The sequence below is a fragment of the Achromobacter sp. JCM 18799 genome, from assembly GCF_055395645.1.
On the sequence record NZ_AP043866.1, the window covers coordinates 1,965,814 to 1,988,214 of the forward strand.

24 protein-coding genes and 1 pseudogene are annotated in these 22,401 nt (G+C 67.9%); 15 read left to right on the forward strand and 10 right to left on the reverse strand.

Annotation, left to right across the window (positions count from 1 at the left end; translation table 11 throughout):
• Positions 1 to 55 precede the first annotated feature (55 nt).
• A complete protein-coding gene (gene hpaR / locus ACZ5YA_RS09310; RefSeq protein WP_118932812.1) occupies positions 56 to 520 on the forward strand; it encodes a homoprotocatechuate degradation operon regulator HpaR in 465 nt (154 codons plus the stop codon).
• Here hpaR and hpaD read toward each other — a convergent pair whose 3' ends face one another.
• A complete protein-coding gene (gene hpaD / locus ACZ5YA_RS09315; RefSeq protein WP_464092402.1) occupies positions 521 to 1,372 on the reverse strand; it encodes a 3,4-dihydroxyphenylacetate 2,3-dioxygenase in 852 nt (283 codons plus the stop codon). It abuts the gene before it with no gap.
• 37 nt (positions 1,373 to 1,409) lie between these two features.
• Positions 1,410 to 2,876: a 5-carboxymethyl-2-hydroxymuconate semialdehyde dehydrogenase gene (gene hpaE, locus ACZ5YA_RS09320; RefSeq protein ID WP_118932811.1), complete on the reverse strand. Its 1,467-nt coding sequence runs from the start codon at positions 2,874 to 2,876 to the stop codon at positions 1,410 to 1,412.
• 201 nt (positions 2,877 to 3,077) lie between these two features.
• On the opposite strand from hpaE, the gene ACZ5YA_RS09325 reads away from it, so the two are divergent.
• The 4 genes from ACZ5YA_RS09325 to hpaI are packed head-to-tail and all read left to right on the forward strand — an operon-like array spanning position 3,078 to position 6,535.
• Positions 3,078 to 4,118 carry a fumarylacetoacetate hydrolase family protein gene (locus ACZ5YA_RS09325; RefSeq protein WP_464092403.1) on the forward strand — a complete coding sequence of 347 codons (1,041 nt, stop codon included), beginning with the start codon at positions 3,078 to 3,080 and terminating at the stop codon, positions 4,116 to 4,118.
• 15 nt (positions 4,119 to 4,133) lie between these two features.
• Positions 4,134 to 4,883, forward strand: coding sequence for a fumarylacetoacetate hydrolase family protein (locus ACZ5YA_RS09330; protein WP_118934905.1), 750 nt, complete (start codon positions 4,134 to 4,136; stop codon positions 4,881 to 4,883).
• 33 nt (positions 4,884 to 4,916) lie between these two features.
• Positions 4,917 to 5,720 (forward strand): 2-oxo-hept-4-ene-1,7-dioate hydratase, encoded by an 804-nt coding sequence (gene hpaH / locus ACZ5YA_RS09335; RefSeq protein ID WP_059379909.1) that lies wholly within the window; start codon positions 4,917 to 4,919, stop codon positions 5,718 to 5,720.
• Positions 5,721 to 5,734: 14 nt separating this feature from the next.
• The gene (gene hpaI / locus ACZ5YA_RS09340) at positions 5,735 to 6,535 is read left to right on the forward strand and encodes a 4-hydroxy-2-oxoheptanedioate aldolase (protein ID WP_059379910.1); all 801 of its coding nucleotides are present in this window, start codon (positions 5,735 to 5,737) and stop codon (positions 6,533 to 6,535) included.
• On the opposite strand, the gene ACZ5YA_RS09345 is transcribed toward hpaI, so the two are convergent.
• The 3 genes from ACZ5YA_RS09345 to ACZ5YA_RS09355 form a co-directional block, all read right to left on the reverse strand.
• Positions 6,529 to 7,305: an alpha/beta fold hydrolase gene (locus tag ACZ5YA_RS09345; RefSeq protein ID WP_464092404.1), complete on the reverse strand. Its 777-nt coding sequence runs from the start codon at positions 7,303 to 7,305 to the stop codon at positions 6,529 to 6,531. The two genes, hpaI and ACZ5YA_RS09345, sit on opposite strands and share 7 nt — an antisense overlap.
• Positions 7,306 to 7,315: 10 nt before the next feature.
• Positions 7,316 to 8,293, reverse strand: coding sequence for a Bug family tripartite tricarboxylate transporter substrate binding protein (locus ACZ5YA_RS09350; protein WP_464092405.1), 978 nt, complete (start codon positions 8,291 to 8,293; stop codon positions 7,316 to 7,318).
• Positions 8,294 to 8,367: 74 nt separating this feature from the next.
• Positions 8,368 to 9,261 carry an MBL fold metallo-hydrolase gene (locus tag ACZ5YA_RS09355; protein WP_013394808.1) on the reverse strand — a complete coding sequence of 298 codons (894 nt, stop codon included), beginning with the start codon at positions 9,259 to 9,261 and terminating at the stop codon, positions 8,368 to 8,370.
• A gap of 109 nt (positions 9,262 to 9,370) precedes the next feature.
• Between ACZ5YA_RS09355 and ACZ5YA_RS09360 the strand changes: the two genes are divergently transcribed.
• Complete coding sequence (locus tag ACZ5YA_RS09360) at positions 9,371 to 10,324, forward strand: LysR substrate-binding domain-containing protein (protein ID WP_176088235.1); 954 nt, start codon at positions 9,371 to 9,373, stop codon at positions 10,322 to 10,324.
• A 16-nt stretch (positions 10,325 to 10,340) separates the two neighbouring features.
• On the opposite strand, the gene ACZ5YA_RS09365 is transcribed toward ACZ5YA_RS09360, so the two are convergent.
• Complete coding sequence (locus tag ACZ5YA_RS09365; protein WP_059379914.1) at positions 10,341 to 10,721, reverse strand: tautomerase family protein; 381 nt, start codon at positions 10,719 to 10,721, stop codon at positions 10,341 to 10,343.
• Positions 10,722 to 10,802: 81 nt separating this feature from the next.
• On the opposite strand from ACZ5YA_RS09365, the gene ACZ5YA_RS09370 reads away from it, so the two are divergent.
• Positions 10,803 to 11,660, forward strand: a complete 858-nt coding sequence (locus ACZ5YA_RS09370) for a LysR substrate-binding domain-containing protein (RefSeq protein ID WP_306636787.1) — start codon at positions 10,803 to 10,805, stop codon at positions 11,658 to 11,660.
• 17 nt (positions 11,661 to 11,677) lie between these two features.
• Here the strand turns inward: ACZ5YA_RS09370 and ACZ5YA_RS09375 are convergent, their stop codons facing one another.
• Entirely contained in the window at positions 11,678 to 12,397 is a 720-nt protein-coding gene (locus ACZ5YA_RS09375; RefSeq protein WP_042794220.1) for an SDR family oxidoreductase, read from the reverse strand.
• 154 nt (positions 12,398 to 12,551) lie between these two features.
• On the reverse strand, positions 12,552 to 13,679 hold the full coding sequence (gene alr, locus ACZ5YA_RS09380) for an alanine racemase (protein WP_118934915.1): 1,128 nt from the start codon (positions 13,677 to 13,679) through the stop codon (positions 12,552 to 12,554).
• 129 nt (positions 13,680 to 13,808) lie between these two features.
• On the opposite strand from alr, the gene hpnC reads away from it, so the two are divergent.
• The 3 genes from hpnC to hpnE are packed head-to-tail and all read left to right on the forward strand — an operon-like array spanning position 13,809 to position 16,823.
• On the forward strand, positions 13,809 to 14,639 hold the full coding sequence (gene hpnC, locus ACZ5YA_RS09385; protein WP_059379918.1) for a squalene synthase HpnC: 831 nt from the start codon (positions 13,809 to 13,811) through the stop codon (positions 14,637 to 14,639).
• Position 14,640: 1 nt separating this feature from the next.
• On the forward strand, positions 14,641 to 15,504 hold the full coding sequence (gene hpnD / locus ACZ5YA_RS09390) for a presqualene diphosphate synthase HpnD (protein WP_059379919.1): 864 nt from the start codon (positions 14,641 to 14,643) through the stop codon (positions 15,502 to 15,504).
• Positions 15,501 to 16,823: a hydroxysqualene dehydroxylase HpnE gene (gene hpnE, locus ACZ5YA_RS09395; protein ID WP_306636785.1), complete on the forward strand. Its 1,323-nt coding sequence runs from the start codon at positions 15,501 to 15,503 to the stop codon at positions 16,821 to 16,823. Before hpnD ends, hpnE begins: the two co-directional genes overlap by 4 nt.
• Before the next feature lie 16 nt (positions 16,824 to 16,839).
• Here the strand turns inward: hpnE and crcB are convergent.
• Positions 16,840 to 17,233 (reverse strand): annotated as a pseudogene (crcB, locus tag ACZ5YA_RS09400) (fluoride efflux transporter CrcB).
• 6 nt (positions 17,234 to 17,239) lie between these two features.
• Positions 17,240 to 17,794, reverse strand: a complete 555-nt coding sequence (locus ACZ5YA_RS09405) for an HdeD family acid-resistance protein (protein ID WP_054452451.1) — start codon at positions 17,792 to 17,794, stop codon at positions 17,240 to 17,242.
• Between the two features lie 188 nt (positions 17,795 to 17,982).
• Between ACZ5YA_RS09405 and ACZ5YA_RS09410 the strand changes: the two genes are divergently transcribed.
• From ACZ5YA_RS09410 to ACZ5YA_RS09430, 5 genes are read left to right on the forward strand one after another with little or no spacing between them, the layout of a single operon-like run.
• Entirely contained in the window at positions 17,983 to 18,609 is a 627-nt protein-coding gene (locus ACZ5YA_RS09410; RefSeq protein WP_059379922.1) for a PepSY-associated TM helix domain-containing protein, read from the forward strand.
• 28 nt (positions 18,610 to 18,637) lie between these two features.
• Positions 18,638 to 19,153 (forward strand): DUF2271 domain-containing protein, encoded by a 516-nt coding sequence (locus ACZ5YA_RS09415; protein WP_059379923.1) that lies wholly within the window; start codon positions 18,638 to 18,640, stop codon positions 19,151 to 19,153.
• 20 nt (positions 19,154 to 19,173) lie between these two features.
• Positions 19,174 to 19,974: a DUF4198 domain-containing protein gene (locus ACZ5YA_RS09420; RefSeq protein WP_059379924.1), complete on the forward strand. Its 801-nt coding sequence runs from the start codon at positions 19,174 to 19,176 to the stop codon at positions 19,972 to 19,974.
• Positions 19,975 to 19,988: 14 nt separating this feature from the next.
• Entirely contained in the window at positions 19,989 to 21,014 is a 1,026-nt protein-coding gene (locus ACZ5YA_RS09425; protein WP_464092406.1) for an FAD:protein FMN transferase, read from the forward strand.
• Positions 21,015 to 21,018: 4 nt separating this feature from the next.
• On the forward strand, positions 21,019 to 22,389 hold the full coding sequence (locus ACZ5YA_RS09430; protein WP_464092407.1) for a sulfite reductase subunit alpha: 1,371 nt from the start codon (positions 21,019 to 21,021) through the stop codon (positions 22,387 to 22,389).
• The last annotated feature ends 12 nt before the right edge of the window (positions 22,390 to 22,401 follow it).

A 22,401-nucleotide genomic window follows, 5' to 3' on the forward strand; every position in this document is an offset into this window, starting at 1 on the left:
CGTGCGCGTCCGATTTCGCTGCGGCGCGGCTCGGCTTCTTGCTAACATAGCCGCCATGAGTCCGAGCTTCCACCACCGCAATCTCCCCCATCTGCTGCTCTACGCGCGTGAAACGCTGATGGCGCACTTCCGCCCCATCCTGCACGCGGCGGGCGTCACCGAACAACAATGGCGGGTGCTGCGCACGCTGAGCGAAGTGGGCTCCATGGAACCCAACCAGATCGCCCGCACCTGCCAGATCCTCAGCCCCAGCCTCACGCGCATGCTGGCGGGCATGCAGGAACAGGGCCTGATCAAACGCACGCGCTCCAGCGCCGATCAGCGGCGCCAGGAAATTTCGCTGACGCCCAAGAGCAACAAGCTGATCGACCGCATGCGTCCGCAAGTGGACGCGAAGTACCAGGAAATCGAGGCCCGGATCGGCAAGGAATTGCTCGACCGCCTGTATCGCGACGTCGACACCATGGTCGACCTGATCAAGCGCGAGCCCGCCGACGCGCGCGCCTCCGAAGACGAATGATCAGGCCGGCACCGGGAAGATCGCGTTGATCTGTCCCGTGCCGGAACTGGCGAAGTAGTCGGTCACGATCTCCACCGGCTGGTCATAGCCGTCCCAGCCCAAGAGGCCCAGCAGCATCGCGGTATCGTGCATGCCGCCCTCGCCCACGCACAGGTCGGCGTATTCGGGCAGCATGGCGCAGAAGGTCTTCCAGTCGCCTTGGCGCCACAACTCCACCACGCGCAAGTCCACCTGCCGGAAAAACTCGCGGCTGATCTGGTGCATGGCGGCCTCGGGGCTGCCGTTGTCGTTGAAGCGGTGCGACAGCGAACCGCTGGCCAGCACCGCCACGCGGCTGTCGCTGGCCTCGATGGCCTGGCGCAGCGCCGCGCCGAAGCGGCGGCTCTCGTCCAGCGAGTGCCAGGCGCACCAGGCGGCCACCGACACCACGTTGAAGCGCCCGTCGCCATTCATGTAGCGCATCGGCACCAAGGTGCCGTACTCCAGTTCCAGGCTGTCGATTTCATGCGAACGCGTGCCCACGCCCGCGGCATTGGCGCATTCGGCAATGCGCCGTCCCAGTTGCGGATTGCCGCGGTAGGCGTAGTCCATGTCCTTGATGAAATGCGGCAGCTCGTTGCTGGTGTAGCGGCCCTTGAAGCCGCTGTTGCAGTTCACGTGATAGCCGCCATTGACCAGCCAGTGCACGTCCAGCACCACGATGCTGTCCACGTCCAGGTCGCGGCACCGCTGGCCGATGATGCGGTGTCCCTGGATCGCGGCCTCCCTGCAGCCCTGGTGCTTGCCAGGCAGTTCCGAAAGATACATGGACGGCACATGCGTTACCTTGGCCGCCAGCGCGAGCTTGCCCATGGTGCTAGTCTCCTCGTTCTTGTGGTCCGGGCCGGATTCAAACGCCCCATCTGGGGATGTGGTGGCTGCCCATGGACACGCACACGTTCTTGATCTCGGCAAAGACCTCGTAACTGTATTCGCCGCCTTCGCGTCCCGTGCCCGATTCCTTGGTGCCGCCGAAGGGCTGGCGCAGGTCGCGCACGTTCTGGCTGTTGATGAACACCATGCCGGCTTCGATGCCGCGGGCCAGGCGGTGCGCCCGGCCGATGTCGCGGGTCCAGATGTAGGAGGCCAGGCCATACTTCACGTCGTTGGCCAGCGCCAGGCCCTCGGCCTCGTCCTTGAACGGCAGCAGGCAGGCGACCGGTCCGAAGATCTCTTCCTGCGCGCAGCGCATGCGGTTGTCGACGTCGGCCAGCACCGTGGGGCTGACGAAATTGCCGCCCGCCAGATGGGCCGGCAAGCCTGCGGGCCGGTCCGCGCCGCCCGCGAGTATGCGCGCGCCTTCCTGCTCGGCCAGGCGGATATAGCCCGTGACCTTTTCCCAGTGCTGGCGCGTGATCATCGCGCCCACATGGGTATGGTCATCGGTGGGGTCGCCCACGGCCAGGCGCTGCGTGCGTTCGGCAAACCTGCGCACGAAATCGTCGTAGATGGATTGCTGGATGAAGATGCGCGAACCCGCGGTGCAGCGTTCGCCATTGAGCGAAAAAATGGTGAACAACGCCGCGTCCAGCGCGCGCTCCACGTCCGCGTCGTCGAAGATCAGCACCGGCGACTTGCCGCCCAGTTCCATCGAGTATTTCTTGACGCCGCCGGCGCTGGCCAGGATCTTCTTGCCCGTCACGGTACCGCCCGTGAAGGAAATCGCGCGCACGCCGGGGTGGCGCACCAGCGCGTCGCCGGCGGTGGCGCCATAGCCCTGCACCACGTTCAGCACGCCGGCTGGAATGCCGGCTTCCAGCGCCAGCATGCCCAGCTGGTCCGCCGTCAGCGGCGAAAGCTCGGACATCTTCAGCACCGCGGTGTTGCCCAGCGCCAGGCACGGCGCGGTCTTCCAGGTGGCGGTCATGAACGGCACGTTCCAGGGCGACACCAGCGCGCACACGCCCACCGGCTGGTACAGCGTGTAGTTCAGCATCTGGTCGTCCACCGGGTAGGTGTGGCCGTTCATGCGCGTGCAGACCTCGGCGAAGAAATTGAAGTTTTCCGAGGCGCGCGGGATCAGCTGCTTGCGGGTCTGCGAGATCGGCAGCCCGGTGTCGCGGGTTTCCAGTTCGGCCAGCTGAGGCACGTTCTGGTCTATCAGTTCGCCCAGCCGGCGCATCAGGCGGGCGCGTTCCTTGGCGGGCGTGTTGGCCCATTTGGGAAAGGCCTCGGCCGCGGCCGCAACTGCCGCGTCGACTTCGGCCTGCCCGCCCGCGGCGACCTCGGCGATGGCCTCGCCCGTGGCGGGGTTGCTGGTGATGAAGCGGTCGCTGCTGTCGACCTGCTTGCCATTGATCCAGTGCTTGATGCTCACGCGCGGCTCCTCGTCCCGTCTGCGCCTGATGGTGCGGCGCCAATTTAATTAACAGGTTAACGTTATGCTTGCCTGACCGGGCTGTCAACGTCGGGAAACCCCCAGGCGGAACGGATCCCGACAGCCCTCTGGCCGATTGTTGTCACCGCGGTTTTTCATTAAACTAGTTAACATGATAATTACATCATGCGGAGCAAGGCCATGCCCCATATCTGGATCGAATACTCAGGCAATCTGGCCCTGGATACGCAGGCGCTGATGCGGACCGTGCAGGATGCCGCCGTGGGCGACGGCAGCCTGTTCCCGCTGGCCGGCGCGCGCACCCGCGCGCTGCGCGTGGATGATTGCCTGATCGTCGACGGCCATCCCGACAATGCCTTCGTCCACGTGGTGCTGCGCATCGGCCACGGCCGCAATGCCGAACAAAAAACCGCCCTGGGCGAACGGGTGTTCCAGGCGCTGACCGCCGCACTCGCGCCGCAGATGGCGGTGCGCCCGCTCGGCATCTCGATGCAGATCGAGGAAGCCGACCCGGTGCTGAACTACAAGCTCAACAACTACCGCGAGCACCTGGCCGCGCGCGCGGCCGCGGCCGCGGCGCCGTGGCCGCGGACCGTGGTGGGCGCGGCGCTGAATACGCGCCAGGCGCTGGCCGCGCTGGGCGACGCCGTGGACGCGCCCCCTTACAAAGCCGCGCCGAATGCGCCCGTGCTCTACATCAAGCCGGCCAATACCTACGCCCGCAACGGCGACGTCATCGTCCTGCCCGCCGACGTGGACGAGGTCGAAGTGGGCGCCTGCCTGGGCGTGGTGTTCGCCCGCCGCGCGACCCGCGTGAGCGAAGCCGAGGCGCTGGATTATGTGGCGGGGTACCGCGTGGTGGCGGACCTGTCCGTGCCGCACGCCAGCTACTTCCGCCCCGCGCTCAAGCAGAAATGCCGCGACGGCTTCTGTCCCATCGGCCAGGATCTCGCCCCCGTGGCGGCGGTCTGCGACCCGGACGCGCTGGACATCGAAGTACGCATCGACGGCCAGGTGGCGCAGCGCGCCAGCACCGCCGACCTGATCCGTCCCGTGGCGCGGCTGATCGCCGACGTGACCCAGTTCATGACGCTGGAAGCAGGCGACATCCTGCTGGCCGGCACGCCCCACGGCGCGCCGCGCGCACGCGCCGGGCAGCGTTACGACATCAGCATTTCCCGGGTCGGCACGCTGGGCAATGCGCTGGCCGCCGCCCGATAAGCACAGGAGCCCGCCATGAAACATGCCCGCATCTCCCTGGACGGCGTCATCCATGCCGCCACCGAAGCCGGCCCCGGCCAGGTCCGCCTGGCCGACGGACGCGTGTATGCCGAAGACGCGGTGCAATGGCTGCCGCCCTTCGAGCCGCGCACCACCTTCACGCTGGCCATCAACTACGCCGACCACGCCAAGGAACTGGCGTTCAAGGCGCCGGACGAGCCGCTGGGCTTTCTCAAGGCTGCCAACACCTTCGTGGGCCACCGCGCCCAGACTTTCCGCCCCGCCGACGTCGCCTTCATGCATTACGAATGCGAGCTGGCGGTGGTGATAGGCAAGACCGCCAGCAAGGTCCGCCGCGCCCAGGCCTATGACTGCGTGGCCGGCTACACCGTGGCCAACGACTATGCGCTGCGCGACTACCTGGAAAACTGGTATCGCCCCAATCTGCGCGTCAAGAGCCGCGACACCTGCACGCCGCTCGGCCCCTGGCTGGTGGACCGCGACGACGTGCCCGACCCCATGAACCTGAACCTGCGCACCACCGTCAACGGCGTGGAGACGCAGCGCGGCAATACCCGCGACATGGTGTTCGACGTACCCGCGCTGATCGAGTACTTCAGCAGCTTCATGACGCTCTCGCCCGGCGACCTGATCCTGACCGGCACGCCCGACGGCATCGTCAACGTGCAGCCCGGCGACGAAGTCGTGACCGAGATCGAAGGCGTGGGACGGCTGGTCAACACGCTCGTCCCCTTCCCCCATTGATTCCACTCCAACCCAATTACACCTGGAACTCCGATGCTAGATAAAGATACCGTGCGCGCCATCGCCGCGCGCCTGCACGAAGCCGAACGCACCCGCCAGCAGATCCGCCAGATTTCGCTCGAGTACCCCGACATCACCATTGCCGACGCCTATGCCATCCAGCGCGCCTGGATGGACATCAAGCTGGCCGAAGGCCGCATCAAGCGCGGCCACAAGATCGGCCTGACTTCACGCGCCATGCAGCAGGCCTCGCAGATCGACGAGCCCGACTTCGGCATGCTGCTGGACGACATGTTCTTCAATGACGGCGCGGACATACCCGCGGGCCGCTTCATCCTGCCGCGGCTGGAAGTCGAACTGGCCTTCGTGCTGGGCAAACGCCTGCAAGGCCCCAACGTCACGCTGTTCCAGGTCTATGACGCGGTCGACTACGTGATCCCGGCGCTGGAGATCATCGACGCGCGCTCGCACAGCATCGACCCCGACAGCAAGCGCCCGCGCAAGGTGTTCGACACCATCGCCGACAACGCCGCCAATGCCGGCGTGGTGATGGGCGGACGCCCGGTGAAGATCGGCGAGCTGGACCTGCGCTGGATCGGCGCCATCCTGTCGCGCAACGCCGTCATCGAAGAAACCGGCGTGGCCGCGGGCGTCTTGAACCATCCGGCCAATGGCGTAGTATGGCTGGCGAACAAGCTGGCCGCCCACGACGTGGCGCTGGAAGCGGGAGAGATCATCCTGTCGGGCTCCTTCACCCGGCCGGTGCTGGCCCGCCCTGGCGATACCTTCAACGTCGATTACGGCGTGCTGGGTTCCGTCAACTGCCACTTCATCTGACCACGCCACCATCCATGGACATATTGACCAACACCTTCAAGCAGGCCCTGCGCAGCGGCAAACCCCAGATCGGCCTGTGGGCGGGCCTGGCCAGCGCCTACTCCACCGAGATCATCGCTGGCGCCGGTTTCGACTGGCTGCTGATCGACGGCGAACACGCGCCCAACACCTTGCAGACCACGCTGCAGCAGCTGCAATCGATGGCCGCCTATCCGGTCGCCCCGGTGGTACGGCCGGCCTGGAACGACGCGGTGCAGATCAAGCAGATCCTGGACACCGGCGCGCAGACGCTGCTGGTACCCATGGTGCAATCCGCCGAAGAGGCTGCCGCCGCCGTGGCCGCGGTACGCTATCCGCCGCAAGGCGTGCGCGGCGTGGGCAGCGCGCTGGCCCGCTCGTCGCGCTGGAACCGCATCCCTGACTACCTGCGCCGCGCCAACGACGAGATGTGCGTGCTGGTGCAGATCGAAACCCCGCGCGGCGTGGACGCGCTGGAAGAGATTCTCGCGGTGGACGGCGTCGACGGCGCCTTCATCGGCCCGGCCGACCTGTCGGCCAGCATGGGCTACCTGGGCCAGCCGGAGCATCCGGAAGTGGTCAAGGCGATCGACGACGCGATCCTGCGCATCGTGCGCAGCGGCAAGGCGGCCGGCATCCTGCACAGCGGCGTGGACCGCGCCAAGCACTATCTGTCGCTGGGCGCCACCTTCGTGGCGGTGGGCGTGGACGCCACCTTGCTGGCGCGCGCGGCCGAACAGCTGGCGGGCCAATTCAAGAGCGCGGCCGCGCCCGTGGCGGCCAAGGGTCCCTACTGACCCGCAGGCCGGGACGCGCCGTCCCGGCCCGCCAGAAACTCACGCACGGCGGTGTTGAACAATCGCGGGCGCTCCAGGTGCGCGGCATGCCCGCAGTCCGGCAGCACGCACAGGCTGCCGTGCGTCAAGGCCGCGCGCAAGGCCAGCGCCGATGGCAGCGGATGGCTGCGTTCGTGTTCGCCCGATATGACCAGCACCGGCGCGCGCACCGCCGCCAGCGCCTGCGTGTAGTCCACGCCCGCAACCGCCGCAATCATCGACGCCGCGCCGGCCGCGCTCATGGACATGCCGTCTTGCAGGCAGGCCGCGTAGGCCGGCGCCTGCTCCCCCCGCTGGAACCAGGCGCCCAGCACGCGCCTTGCCGTGGCCCGTGGGCCGTCCGCGCGCAGGCGCGCCAAGGTCTGGTCCATGGGCTCGAAGCGCGCGGCGGCATCGACCCTCAAGCCCGCGCCATACAGCACGGCACGGCCCACGCGCCCCGGAACCGCGCACAGCAACTGCTGCGCGACGAAGCCGCTGAAAGAATGGCCCAACACGTCGAAGCTGCCTATACCCAGCTCGTCCGCCAGCGCGACGAGCGCGTCCGCATAGGCCGGCAATCCCTGCAAGGGAGCCGCTTGCGCGCCGCGCCCGAAGCCCGGCCAATCCACGGCGATCACGTCATGCTCATCGGCCAGCACACCCGCCAGGCCGTACCAGATCGCGGACGATGAACAAAAGCCATGCAGCAGGAACAGCGGGCGGCCTGAACCGCGGCGCGTGTACTCCATGTCCAGCTCCTCAGTTCTCCAGCACCACGCCGGATTCGCGCACCACCGCCTGCCATTGCGGCGCTTCGCTGCGCCACTCGGAGGCGAACGACGCAGGCGTGTCCTGCCCCGGCACGAAGCCCCCCGCCAGGAAGGCCTGGCGGACCTCCGGCAAGGCCAGCACCTCATGCAGGACGCCGGCAAAGCGCGCCACCCGCTCCGGCGGCGTGCCCTTGGGCGCGGCAAAGCCCCACCAGTTGCCCTGCACCACGTCCGGCATGCCAGCCTCGCCCGCGGTAGGCACGTCGGGCAGGCCGGCGAAGCGCTCGGATGCCGCCACCGCCAGGGCCCGCACCTTGCCCTGCGGCACGTAGGCCGCGGCAATGCTGTAGCCGCCGATGTACATCTGGATCTCGTTGGCCAGCAAGGCCTGCACTCCCGGCGAGGAACCGCGGTAGGCAATGTGCGTCATGCCCGCGCCCATGGCATGCGACAGGCGGTAGCCGGAAAGATGCGGCGTGGTGCCCATGCCCGGCGATCCGTAGTTCAGCTTGCCGGCCTGCGCGCGCGCATACTGCGCAAACTGCGCGTAGTCCTGCGCCGGCACCAGCGCGCTGACGTAGACGAAGGCCGGCACGTCCGCCAACTTGCCCACCGGCTCCAGGTCGGCCAGCGGATCGAAGCCCAGCTTGCGGTACAGGAACTGATTGATGACGAAGTTGTTGGTGGCGCCCAGCACCAGCGTGTAGCCGTCGGGCTTGGCGCGCGCCACCTCCAGCGCGCCGATGTTGCCGCCGGCGCCAGTCTTGTAATCGACGATGAGAGGCTGGCCCAGGCGCTTTTCCAGCAGGGGCTGGATCTGGCGCATGGCCACGTCGCCCGCCGCGCCCGGCGCGTACGGCAGGACGATACGGATGGGGTGATCGGGATACTGCGCCCGGGCGGCCAGCGGCGATGCCGCCAGGCCCAAGGCAAGCAAAACGGATACGGCGCAAGTCCGGTACGTCATGGTGTTCTCCCTGGCTGGCGGGCCACGCCCGCGCACGCGCCGGCCCGGCGGCCGGCAGGTATTCCCCGCGGATGCTACAGGTCGATGCGCATCAGGTCGTGCGCCAGCCGCAGCGGGCCCGAGTAGTTCTTGCGGATGTCGGCCACGATCTCGTCCATCAGGTGCGGTCCCATCAGTTCCACCGGCAGATGCTTGGCCGCGGCGCGCTTGATCACCGGGCTGGTCGAATCGAAATGGCCGAAGTGCGTCGCCACCAGGCTCTTGACGCCGGCACGGCTGGCGATGATGCCCAGGTCCGTGGGGCTGGTGTGCGCATAGGTGCCCACCCCTGTCTTGGCGCGATGCGCGATGAACGATTCGGGAAAGGTGCACTCATGAATCAGCAGGTCTGCGTCCTGCGCCAGGCGCACCATGGCTTCACAGGGCGCCGTGTCGCCGCTGAACGCGATGACCTTGCCTTCGGCCTCCACCCGCACGCCGAAGCATTCGCAGACGTCGCGCGGAATGTGCTCCACCCAGTCGACCGAAATGCGCACCCTGCCGTCGTCGAACACCGGGCCAGGGCTGACTTCCCGCACCTCGGGGCGCATGGCTTCCAGATTGGCCTGGCGCACCGGATAGGCGCTGCGCGCCTGGTAGTCGGTGTGGTAGGCGCCGTTCTCGAACAGATGGTCGACGAAATGGCGCGTGCCCTTCGGCCCCAGCACCAGCGGCGCGCCGGTCTTGTTCAGCATCCAGCTGGAAATGACGAAATAGGGATAGTCGCAGATGTGGTCATGGTGCAGGTGCGTCAGGAACACGAAGCCCACCTTCGCAGGATCCACGTTGGCCCGCACCATCTGCCGCGTGGCGCCCTCGCCGCAGTCAAACAGGTAATGGGTATCGTCATCCAGGGTCAGCAGGATGGCAGACTGGCCCCGGTCGGGATCGGGCAGCGCGGCTCCGGTTCCCAGCATCGTGATCTTCATGTTTTCCCCTTTTGCACAGGTCGTTGAACTGCGATCCAGTATAGGTATGGGGTGCATACAATCTAATCAATTATTAGAATGCTGTGATAACCAACAGGAATTCCACAAAATGCCAGCCACGCCCCGCATTCCAGAGCTGCACCACATCGGCGGGCGCCTGCGCATGCGCCACCTGGACCTGCTGCGCGCGCTATACGCGCTGGGCAGCGTGCACAAGGCCGCGGCCGAGCTCGGCATGACGCAGCCCGCGGCCAGCAAGCAGCTGCTGGAACTGGAAGACATGTTCGGCGTGCCGCTGTTCCAGCGCACGCGCCGCGGCATCGTGCCCACGGGATTTGGCCATGCGCTGGCGCGCAAGGCCGATGTGCTCTGGTCCGACCTGTCCGGCGCGCGCAACGAGATCGCGGCGCTGGCGGCCGGCGCCAGCGGCCGCATCCGCGTTGGCGTGCAGCAGGTGGCCCTGCCCGTGCTGGTGCCGCGCGCCTTGCAGCGCCTGCGTGCCGACCATGCCGGCGTCACCGTCATGCTGCAGGAAGGCGCGCACGACGCGCTGCTGGCCGGCCTGGCGCGCGGCGAACTCGATTGCGTGCTGGGCCGCCTGATGCTGGACGCCACGCAACCCGTGTTCCGTACCGAGGTCCTGTACGAAGAACCCATCTGCGTGGTGGCGCGCATCGGCCATCCGCTGGCCAAGTCCACCCGCATCACCGCCGCCGCGCTGGCGCGGCAGGACTGGATCCTGCCGCCGCCCCAGGCGCCGCTGCGCCAGCGCATCGACTCCTACTTCGCCGAACAGGGACTGACGCTGCGCGCACCCATGGCCGAATCGGTATCGCTGCTGGCCAACGAGGTGCTGTTGCGCAGCAGCGACCTGCTTTCGGCCATGCCGCGCGCGGTGGCGCAGCACTACGCCGCGCTGGGCGTGCTGGCCATCCTGAGATTCCGCCCCGACTGGAACCTGCCGCCGGTAGGCGTGGTGCAGCGGGCGCAGGTGGAAGCAGCGCCGGCGCTGCAGCGCTTTCTGGACGCTCTGCGGGTGGAAGCCGGCGCGCTGGGCGCGTAGCGCCCCCTTTCCGGTCTCAAGCGTATTGCGCGAGACCGTGTCCGAAAGACCAGTTCTCTTTCGCCACTTCCACCAGGTTCACGAACACGTCCTCGGGCCGCAGGCCTGGGTCATCGCCCAAGCGCTGCGCGATCCGCTGGAACAGCGCCTTCTTCTGTTCCAGGCTGCGCGTGTTGTTCGCCGTGATCTGGATGTACACGAGGTCGTCGCTGCGCGCCACATCCATGTAGGTCGGGCTGTAGCGGAAGTTCGACGCCTCATGCTCGGACATGGTCATGAATTGGTCGTCTTCGGGAACATTGAACGTTTCGCGCATGGCCAGATAGATATTGTCGAAGATGGCCTGGCGATAGGCTTGCGGCTTGCCAGCGCGCAATGAGACATGGACTAGCGGCATGGTGGTTCTCCGTGGTTGTGCCATGCCATGTTAGCCATTCTGATAAGCTATGGCTCTATATTTCAATGATAAGAATCTGAAATGATTGAACGCCCACTGGACGTCGCTGCCGTAAGGGCTTTTGTCCGCATTGCCGAGCTGGGCAGCTTCACGCGCGCCGCCGAAATCCTGCAGACGACGCAAGCGGCCATCAGCCTGAAACTCAAGCGGCTCGAGGACCGGCTTGGTTTCCGCCTGATCGAACGCACGCCGCGGTACGTGGAGCTTTCGGCGCGGGGCGCCGCCTTTCTTGGACAGGCGCGCGAACTCCTGGCGGCGCACGACCGCGCGCTATCCGCGGCCGCCGAGGGCAGGCAGCGCCTTGCCGTCGGCATCAGCGAACACGTGGCGGGACCGGAACTGCCGGCGCTGATCGCACGCATGAACGCGGCGGATCCCCAGTTGCTGATCGAGATCCGGATTGCCTCGTCCGGCGATCTGCTCCAGAGCTACGACCGGCGCGAACTCGATACGGTGATCGTGCGCCTGCATGCGGGACGCGACGACGGCCAGGTCCTGACCAAGGAAAAATTCGGTTGGTTCGCGGCGCCCGACTGGCAGCACCGGGCGGGCGAACCGCTACCCCTGGCCACCATGGCGCAACCTTGCGGCGTGCGCGCCATCGCCGAACAACTGCTCGACGAATCCGGCATACCGTGGGCGGAAGTCTTTGTGGGCGGCGGCGTGATGGCGGTCGCGTCCGCCGTGATGGCGGGACTCGGCGTTGCGGCGTTGTCTCCGCGCATGCTGCCTTTCGGCGCGGTCGACGCGGGCCCCAGGCTGGGACTGCCTGCCCTGCCGCAACTACCAGTCCTATTGCACACCAGGGTCAGGGATGGCCGCGCGCGCGAGGCGCTGACGGCCCTGGGCGCGGCGTTCCGCAGCGCAGTGAAAGGCTGAAAACAAGGCTTGAAACTTCAGGAACGGCCGCCCAGGCTGCCGCCGCCGTCCACCCCCAACACCTGCCCGGTAATGAAGCCGGCGTCGTCCGACAGCAGGAAGGCGATCGCGGCCGCCACTTCGGCGGGCGTGCCCAAACGCTTCATGGGCACCGAGGCCAGTGCGCGCTTTTCGGCGTCGCTGCCGGCCGGCCGCGTGGCGCGGAACATTTCGGTTTCGATCGGGCCGGGGGCCACCGCATTGGCGGTGACGCCGTATTCGGCCAGTTCCAGCGCCCAGGTGCGCGTGCAGCCCACCAGCGCGCTCTTGGCGGCCGAATAGGCGGTGCGCTCCAGGCCGCCATGGATGGCGCGGCTGACCACGTTGACGATGCGCCCGGCGCGGCGCACCTTCATGGATTCGATGAAGGCCTGGGTGACTTGCACCGCCACGCGCACGTTCAGGTCGAGCACGTTGTACAGCGTGGCCAGGTCGATCTCGCCCAGCGGCTGGGGCGAGACGATGCCCACGTTGTTGACCACGGCATCGACCGGGAATTTCTCGCGGATCTCGCGCAGCACCTCTTCGGTGCGGCCGGCGTCCGCCAGGTCACAGGCATAGAGGTAGCCCGGGAAATCCACGTCGGTGGTGTTGCGCGCGATGCCCACCACATGACATCCCATGTCGGACAGCCGCTGAGTAAGCGCCCAGCCTATGCCTTTGGTGGCGCCCGTGACGAGCACGCATTTGTCCTTCATGGGTTGAAACCTCGCTTCTGTTTTCTTGGTAAAAAACGGGCGCTTGGGCGCCCGGTCTTCCAAGTAGACACCATCCGGCGTCACCTGTCTTGTAAATTGCGTAGCAATTCTTGCCTGCCGGACAGCCTGCCCGGCAGCCAGGAGCCGGCGCGTTTCAGACGTCCCGGGTGACCGGAACGCGTGGCGCCAGGGCGCACAGCAGCTCGTAGCCGATGGTGCCGGCGGCCAGGGCCACCTCGTCCACGGAGGGGCCTTCCTCGCCCCAGAGCGACACGGGCGAGCCAACGCCGGCGGCGGGGACAGGCCCCAGATCGACGATCAGCATGTCCATGGAAACACGGCCCACCAATTGGGTGCGGATGCCGGCCACCACCACCGGTGTGCCGGTGGTCGCGTGGCGCGGATAGCCGTCGGCATAACCGCAGGCCACGATGCCGATGCGCATGGAGCGTTCGGCGCGGAAGATGGCGCCATAGCCGACCGAATCGCCGGCCTTCAGATCCTGCACGGCAATGATTTCCGAGCGCAGCGACATGGCCGGTTTCAGACCGAAGGAAGAGGCTTCGGCGTCCGCGAACGGCGACGCGCCGTACAGGCAAATGCCCGGGCGCACCCAGTGCGCCTGGTTTTCCGAAGCGACCGCGATCTCGGCGAAGCGCAGCGTGGCAGCCGAATTGCAGACGCTGATGGCGCCCGGCATCTTATGCGTCACCGAATTGAACACCGCCAGTTGCTCGTTCACGCCCTGGGGGCCGTCGGCGCAGGCGAAATGGGTCATCTTGCCCACCGAGCCCAGCACGCCCTGCTGCTGCAACAGCATGGCGCGCTCATGCGCCGCGGCGTAGGCTGCGGGGCTGAAGCCCAGGCGGTTCATGCCGCTGTTCAGCTTGAGCATGATGTCGACGCGGCGCGAGAAGCGCGCGCGGGCCAGCATGTCCAGCTGCTCCCGGCTGTGCACCGTGGTGCTCAGGTGGTAGCGGTCGACGATGTCCAGGTCGGAGGGTTCGAAAAAGCCTTCCAGCAGCAGGATGGGGCCGCCCCAGCCCGCCTCGCGGCAGCGCACGGCTTCGTCCAGGTCCAGCATCGCCAAACCTTGCGCCTTGGAAAAGCCGGCCACGGCCTGCTCGATGCCGTGCCCATAGGCATTGGCCTTGATCACTGCCCAGATGGAAGGCGGCAGGCCGGAAGCGGCGGCCGCCGTCTGGTCCAGGTGGCGGCGCACGGCCGCAAGATTGTGCGCAAGCGCGGAAACGGAGACGGTGGCGGATATGGGACGCGGCATGGTGTGGGATCCTGTGGCGCTTAAGTCTAACTGATCCGCGTCCCGCACGGCGTCGCGCCATGCCACCTGGATGCGACTACTCTAAAATGGATCGGTCCAGGCCCCCGGGCCAGATCCGCAAGTCCAAATATGCCCATCGATCACTACGAGAACTTTCCCGTCGCCTCGCTGCTGCTGCCGCGCAGGCTGCGCGGCGCCGTGACCGATATCTACCGTTTCGCCCGCGCAGCGGACGATATCGCCGACGAAGGCAGCGCCACCGACGCGCAACGGCTGAGCCAGCTGGCCGCGTTCCGCGCCGAGCTGCACCGCATCGGCGCCGAACCCGGCGCCACGCCCGCGCCCGGCTCGCCCGAACTGGCCGGCATCTTCGTGCCGCTCGCGGCCACCATCGCGCGCCACCAGTTGCCCATCACGCCGTTCTACGACCTGCTGTCCGCCTTCGAACAGGACATCAGCGTCAAGCGCTACGAAGACTACGCCACGCTGGCGGATTACTGCACCCGCTCCGCCAATCCCGTGGGCAGGCTGATGCTGCATCTGTTCGAAGCCACCAATCCGCACAACGTGACCGAGGCCGACGCCATCTGCACCGGCCTGCAGCTGGTGAATTTCTGGCAGGATGTGCGGGTGGACTGGCACAAGCAGCGCGTCTACCTGCCGCAGGAAGACCTGCGCCGCCATGGCGTGACGGACGAGGACCTGGCCGCCTGCCGGTTGACGCCCGCCTGGCGCGACCTGATGGCCTTCGAAGTCGAACGCGCCCGCGCACTGCTACACTTCGGCGCTCCGCTGGCGCGCCGCCTGCCGGGCCGCATGGGCCTGGAGCTGCGCCTGGTGGTGCAAGGCGGGCTGCGCGTGCTGGAGCGTATCGAGGCGGGCGGCTACGATGTATTCATGAATCGCCCCGAATTGGGCGCCAAAGATTGGGCCATCATGTTGTGGCGCGCAATTACCTGATATGACCCCTGACGAATATTGCCAGGAGAAAGCCGCCAAGAGCGGTTCCAGCTTCTACTACTCGTTCCTCTTCCTGCCGCCCGAGCGGCGGCGCGCCATCACGGCCCTGTACGCGTTCTGCCGCGAAGTGGACGACGTGGTGGACGAGTGCACCGACCCGTCGCTGGCCCGCGTCAAGCTGGCCTGGTGGCGCACGCAGGTCGACCAGATGTACAACGGCAATCCGGACCACCCGGTGACGCGCGCCCTGCAGCCGCACCTGCAAAGCTGTTCGATCACGCGCGAACGCCTGCTGGCCGTCATCGACGGCATGGAAATGGACCTGGACCAGACCCGCTACCTGGACTGGCCGGGCCTGCGCAAGTACTGCTGGCACGCCGCCGGCGTGGTGGGCGAACTGTCGGCCGGCGTCTTCGGCTATTCCGACCCCAAGACCCTGGTCTACGCGGAGAAGCTGGGCCTGGCGTTCCAGATGACCAACATCATCCGCGACGTGGGCGACGACGCCCGCCGCGGCCGCATCTACCTGCCCGTCAACGACATGCAGCAATTCGAGGTCAAGGCCTCGGACATCCTGAACGGCGAATACTCCGACCGCTTCAGCGCGCTGATGAAGTTCCAGGCCGAGCGCGCCCGCGGGCTGTACCGCGAGGCCATGAGCAACCTGCCCGAGGCCGACCGCCGCGCGCAGCGCCCGGGCCTGATGATGGCGGCCATCTACCACGCGCTGCTCGACGAGATCGAACGCGACAACTGGCAGGTGCTGCACCAGCGCATCTCGCTCACCCCTTTGCGCAAGCTGTGGCTCGCCTGGAAGACCTGGGTGGGCGGCGGACGCGGACTGGTCCGCCGGTTGGCGCGGTGAAGGCCGCGGTCATCGGCGCCGGCTGGGCTGGCCTGGCAGCCAGCGTCGCCCTGCGCGAAGCCGGCGCCAAAGTCACCGTCTTCGAAGCCGGCCATACGCCCGGCGGCCGCGCCCGGCGCGTCTTCCACACCGATTTCGACGCGCCGCTGGACAACGGCCAGCACCTGCTGTCGGGCGCCTACAAGCACACGCTGGCGCTGATGCGCCGCGTCGGCCGCAACCCCGACGCCTTGCTGATGCGCCGGCCGCTGCAGTTGGCCAGCCTGGACGGCCGCTTCCGCCTGGCCGCGCCGCGGCTGCCGGCGCCGTTGCACATGGCGGCGGCGATCCTGCGCGCGCGCGGCCTGGCCTGGAAGGACCGCCTGGCGACCCTGCGCCTGATGCGCGGCCTGAAAGCCATGGCCTGGACGCCGCCGCGCGAATGGACCGTCCTGCATCTGCTGCACTACCACGCGCAATCGGATGCGCTGATCCGCCAGGTCTGGGAACCGCTCTGCCTGGCCGCGCTGAACACGCCGACCGCCACGGCCAGCGCCGCGCTGTTTGCGCGCGTGCTGCGCGACAGCCTGACCGGCAACCGCGAAAACAGCGACATGCTGCTGCCCTGCACCGACCTGTCCGCGCTCTGGCCCGACGCCGCCGCGCGCCAGGTGACCATGCGCTACGGCAGCACCGTGCGCCAGCTCCGCCCGTCGGCTGAAGGCATCGACATCAACCAGGAACGGTTCGATGCAGCCGTGCTGGCGGTGCCTCCCACCTTTGCCGCGCGGCTGCTCGACGCGCCGTTGCGGGAAGCCGGCGCCACCGGGCTGCTGGATGCGCTCAAAGCGTTCGAATACATGCCCATCGCCACGCTGAACCTGCGGCTGCAGGATCCCTGGCGCCTGCCCGAACCCATGATGATGCTGCGCGAGGAATCCGCCCGCGACCACTACGGCCAATGGCTGTTCGACCGCGCGCAACTGGCCGGCGACACCAAGGCCGGCGAACTGGCGGTCGTGACCAGCGCGGCCACCGGCCTCGCGGAACGCAACCGCCGGCAGCTCATCGAGGCGCTGATCGACCAGGTGGCCGAACAGGCGGCGCGCCATCCCGCGCGCCTGCCGGCCATGCCGGAGGTGGCGGCCGCCGAACTGTTCATCGAAAAACGCGCGACCTTCGCGGCGGTGCCGGGCCTGACACGGCCGCTGAATACCACGCCCTGGCCCACCCTGGCGCTGGCCGGCGACTGGACCGACACGGGCTATCCGGGCGTGCTGGAAGGCGCGGTGCGCAGTGGCCTGCAGGCCGCTCGCGTGCTGAATCCGGCAGCGGCCTGAACGCCGCCCGCAGGCCTTAGCGCAACAGGCTGGCGGTGGCCAGGCCGGCCGCCGTCAGCAGCAGCGACCCGATCAGGCTGAACCCCGCATAGCCCAGCGCGCTGGCGTAGGCGCCGCGCTCCAGCATGGCCACCGTCTCGGCCGAAAAGGTCGAAAACGTGGTCAAGCCCCCCCATGAAACCCGTGATTGCGCCCAGCCGCACCCAGGCCGGCCATTCCGGATGCCCGGCCACCAGCGCCAACGCCAGCCCAACCAGATAGCCGCCGGCCAGGTTCACCACGAAGGTGCCCCAGGGCCAGGACTCCACGTTGAGCCACATGCTGACCAGCCAGCGGGTCCAGGCGCCGAACATGGCGCCCAGGCCCACGGCCAGGAAATTCAGGGGAATCAGGGTTTGGTATGCGGACATCGGATTTCAGGACGCCTTGTGCTGTTTGAGGCGGAAGGAAAAGACCAGCAGCAGTATGCCGAAAAACACGGCGTAGGCGCCGATGACCCAGACCAGCGCCAGCGCGCCCGCGCCGGGCTGCATGATCAGCATGCCGCCGAACAGGATGGACACCAGGCCCGAGAGGCCCAGCAGCCACTCATTGCGGATGTCCTTGCGGAAACGGATCGCCGCCACGACCTGGAATATGCCGGACACCAGCGCCCAGATCGCAATGATATAGAGCAGGACCAGCGCGGTCAGGCCGGGATAGAGGAAGGTGACGATGCCGGCCGCGATCCCCAGCAGGCCCACGATGATGAGCGCCCACAGGGGTTTGCCGTTGTCGCGGATGCGCACGCCGGCGACCAGGGCCAGCACGCCGTCCACCAGCGCGAAAGCGCCCCACACCAGCACCAGCGCGGACAAGGTGATGGCGGGCATGAGCAAGGCCATGAGCCCGAACAGGATGGCGACCACGCCGCGCAACGCCACCCAACCCCAATGACGACCGATCTGATCCACGACTTGCTGTTCAAGCATGACGACCTCCGGTGTTTGTAACGGGTGGCCTATCTTATCGCCGCTGGCAGACAGGCGCCACGACGCCCCCGCCCTGCCGCGACGCGCGGCCCGAAATCGATTGAAATTTCCTCGGGCGGGCAGACGCAACATTTATAAGAGTCATTCTCATTAAATGTTAGAATCCGCGGGCTTTCACCCTATACCCCATGGACAGTCAACCCACTCCCCGCCGCCGTGCCTATTGGCTCAAGACACTGCACCAATGGCATTGGATCAGCTCGGCGCTGTGCCTGCTGGGCATGCTGTTGTTCGCGGTGACGGGCCTGACCCTGAACAACGCCTCGCACATCGAGGCCCGGGCGGTCGTGACCAGCCGCGAGGCCCGCATGCCGGACGCCGTGCTGCAGCAATTGTCCCCTCCTCCCGCGCAAAAAAAGGCGCCGTTGCCCGCGCCCGTGGCGCAATGGCTGGACCAGACGCTGGACGCCTCCGCCGCCGGCAAACCCGCCGAATGGTCGGCCGACGAGGTCTACCTGTCGCTGCCGCGCGCCGGCGGCGACGCCTGGCTGTCCATCGACCTGGCCAGCGGCGACGTGGAATACGAACGCACCGACCGCGGCTGGATCTCGTACCTGAACGACCTGCACAAGGGCCGCAACACCGGCCTGGCCTGGAGCTGGTTCCTGGACATCTTCGCCGTCGCCTGTCTGGTCTTTTCGCTGACCGGGCTGGTGCTGCTCAAGATGCACGCCGGCAACCGCAGCGCGACCTGGCCCATGGTCGGCCTGGGCGTGGTGATCCCGGTGGTGCTGGCCCTGCTTTTCATACATTGATTCCAACGATCCGCCCCTGGAGATTTCCATGCGCAAGCTGTTGTTGTCGGCCCTGCTGGCCGGCCTGATCGCCCGAACGGCCCAAGCGGCCGACATCGGCCTGTCCATCGAGATCCCGCGCCTGGACGTGGCGGAATACCACCGTCCCTACGTCGCGATCTGGATCGAAAACCCGGATCAGAGCGTCGCGACCGACCTGGCCGTCTGGTACGACGTGGCCAAGAAGAACAACGAAGGCACGGAATGGCTCAAGGACATGCGCCAATGGTGGCGCCGCAGCGGCCGCAATCAGCAGTTCCCGGTGGACGGCGTCAGCGGCGCGACCAAGCCCGTGGGCAAGCACGCGCTGAGCTTTGACGCGGCCAGCAAGCCGCTGTCGGGCCTGAAGCCTGGCCAGTACGCCGTGGTGGTCGAAGCCGCTCGAGAAGTCGGCGGCCGCGAGCTGCTGCGCATTCCCTTCCAATGGCCGCCGCAAAAGGCCGGGCAATTGACCGCGCGCGGCGAACACGAACTGGGCGCCATCGCGCTCGACCTGAAACCTTGAGATCTCCTAGGAGCGCAACGATGAAATCCGCCGCCAAACTGGCCGCCGCCCTGGCGCTGTGCCTGCCCTTCGCCTCCCAGGCGCATGACGTCTGGATGGTGCCGTCCTCGACGGTGCTGTCCGGCGTCGACAGCTGGGTCACCGTCGACGCCGCCGTCGGCAACGACAAGTTCTATTTCAACCACGCCCCGCTGCGCCTGGACGGCCTGGCCGTGACGGCTCCGGACGGCAGCGCCGCCGAAGCCGAAAACGTCAATAAGGGCAAGCTGCGCAGCACCTTCGACCTGCAACTGAAGCAGGCCGGTACCTACCGCGTGGCCGTGGTCAACGACGGCGTGTTCGCGCGCTGGAAGGAAGACGGCAAGAACAAGCGCTACTTCGGCAAGCCCGAAGGCCTGGCGCAGGCCGTGCCGGCCAAGGCCGATGAGCTGGAAGTCTCGCAAAGCCTGGGCCGCGTCGAAACCTTCGTGACTGCCGGCAAGCCCTCGGCCGTCAAGCCGGTCGGCCGCGGCCTGGAACTGGCGCCCGTGACCCACCCGAACGACCTGTTCACCGACGAGCCCGCCACCTTCCAGATGCTGCTGGACGGCAAGCCCGCCGCCGACCTGGAAGTCAACGTGGTGCCCGGCGGCAGCCGCTATCGCGACAAGGTCGGCGAAATCCAGCTGAAGACGGACAAGGATGGCAAGTTCTCCGTGAAGTGGCCGCAGCCCGGCCTGTACTGGATCGAGGCTGGCATGGAAGACGCCAAGGTCAGCGTGCCGCAAGCCAAGAAGCGCCGCCTGTCCTACGCAGGCACGGTCGAAGTGCTGCAGCCCTAAGCCGCCGCAGGCGCATGGCCAACTCTCCTTCCTACGCCCAGCGCGGCGCGCCGGCTGCTGCCGTGCGCGTCGCCTATGGCGCCATGCCCGCAATGCCGGCAGCGCCCGCGGCGCTGGCCGGCGCCACCATGGGCACCACCTGGTCGGCGCGCATGGCGCTGCCGGCCGGGCGCACGGAAGCCGCGGCGCGCCATGCCATCCAGGCGGCACTGGACGAAGTGGTCGCCCAGATGAGCACCTGGGAAGCGGATTCCGACATCACGCGCTACAACCAGGCCGCCGCTGGCTGGCAGGAATTGCCGGCGGGATTCTTCCATGTGCTGAGCCACGCGCTGGCGCTGGCCGGGGACACTGGCGGCGCTTATGACCCCACGGTGGGACCGCTGGTGAACGCCTGGGGGTTCGGTCCGCACCAGCGCGCCTTCGAGCCGCCCGCGCCTGCCGCCATCGAGGCCGCGCGCGCCCGCTGCGGCTGGCGCCGCGTGCAGCTGGACACCGACCGCCGCGCCGCGCTGCAGCCGGGCGGCGCCTATCTGGATCTTTCCTCCATCGCCAAGGGTTACGGCGTGGACCGCGCCGCGACGGCGCTCGATGCGCTGGGCATCACCCAATACCTGGTCGAAGTCGGCGGCGAATTGCGCGCGCGCGGCAAACGGCCCGACGGCCAGCCCTGGCGCGTGGCCATCGAAGTGCCGGACGCCAGCGACGACCATGCGCTGGCGCTGCCGCTGTCCGACCGCAGCATCGCCACCTCGGGCGATTACCGCCGCCACGCGGGCAGCGGCGACGAGCGCTACGCCCACACCATCGATCCGCGCACGGGCATGCCGGTGCGCAACAATCTGGCCTCGGTCACCGTGCTGCATCCCGGATGCATGCAGGCCGACGCGCTCGCCACCGCCCTGACCGTGCTGGGCGCAGACGAGGGCCTGGCCTATGCGCGCCGCCACGATCTGGCGGCCTTGTTCATCCTGCGCGAGCGCGACGCCTGGCGCGTCGTTGCCACGCCCGCATTCCAGGCGCTGGCCGCCATAGCCTGACGACATGCCAGCAACCCGGTTGATCGCGGCAGCATGCGTGGTGGGAGCCTGGTTGCTCCTGTGCCTCTGGGCCCGCCGCCGCGCCAAGCGCCATGAGGCGCAAAGGGCGCTGGCACTGCAAGCCCTGCAAGCGCCCGTCCCCGAAGACACCTTGCTGGTCGCCTACGCCACGCAGACCGGCTACGCCGAATCGCTGGCGGCGCAGACCGCCGAATCCCTGCGCGCGGGCGGCCTCGCCGTGCGCGTGGCGGCGCTGGAACAACTGGACGCCAAGCGTCTGGCGGCGTATCGCCGCATGCTGTTCGTGGTCAGCACCTATGGCGAAGGCGATCCGCCCGACGCCGCCGCGGCCTTCGCCGAACAGATGCAGCTGGCGGCCCCGGCGCTGGCCGGCGCGCACTACGCGGTGCTGGCGCTGGGCGACAGCGAATATGCCCAGTTCTGCGGCTTCGGCCATCGCCTGGACGACTGGCTGCACGCCCAGGGCGCAACGCCGTTGTTCGACCTGGTTGAAGTCGACAACGGCGACCCCGCCGCCCTGCGCCATTGGCAGCATCACCTGGGCCTGCTGGCAGGACGCAGCGACCTGCCCGATTGGCAGGCGCCCGTCTACGAATCGTGGCGCCTGGCCGCGCGCGAACAGCTCAATCCGCACAGCCAGGGCGGCCCCTGCTATCTGCTGACGCTGACGCCGCCAGCCGATGGCGTGCGCGGCTGGCAGGCCGGCGACATCGCCGAGATCGGCCCGCGGCGCGAAGCCGGCGGCCCCTTGCTCGCGCACCGCGAATACTCGATCGCATCGCTGCCGGAAGACGGTTCGATCCAATTGCTGGTGCGCCAGATGCGCGGCGCCGATGGCGCGCTGGGCCTGGGCAGCGGCTGGCTCACCCATATCGCGCAGCCCGGCGACGCGATCGACCTGCGCGTGCGCGTCAACCGCAATTTCCACGCGCCTGCCGACGACCGCCCGCTGCTGCTGGTGGGCAATGGCACCGGCCTGGCCGGCCTGCGCGCGCTGATCAAGGCGCGCCGCGCCGCGGGCCAGCGCCGCAACTGGCTGGTGTTCGGCGAACGCAACGCGGCGCACGACTGGTTCTGCCGGGAAGAGATCGACGCCTGGCGCAATGACGGCACGCTGGAACGCGTAGACGCGGTGTTCTCGCGTGACCAGGCCGAGCGCCGCTACGTGCAGCACCATCTGCGCGAACAAGCTGAAGCCGTGCGCGCCTGGGCCGACGCGGGCGCCGCCATCTACGTCTGCGGCAGCCTGCAAGGCATGGCCGGCGGCGTGGACGCCGCCCTGCAGGACATACTGGGCGCCACGCGCCTGCAGGCCATGCAGCGCGACGGCCGCTACCGCCGCGACGTGTATTGAACGCGTCCGCTG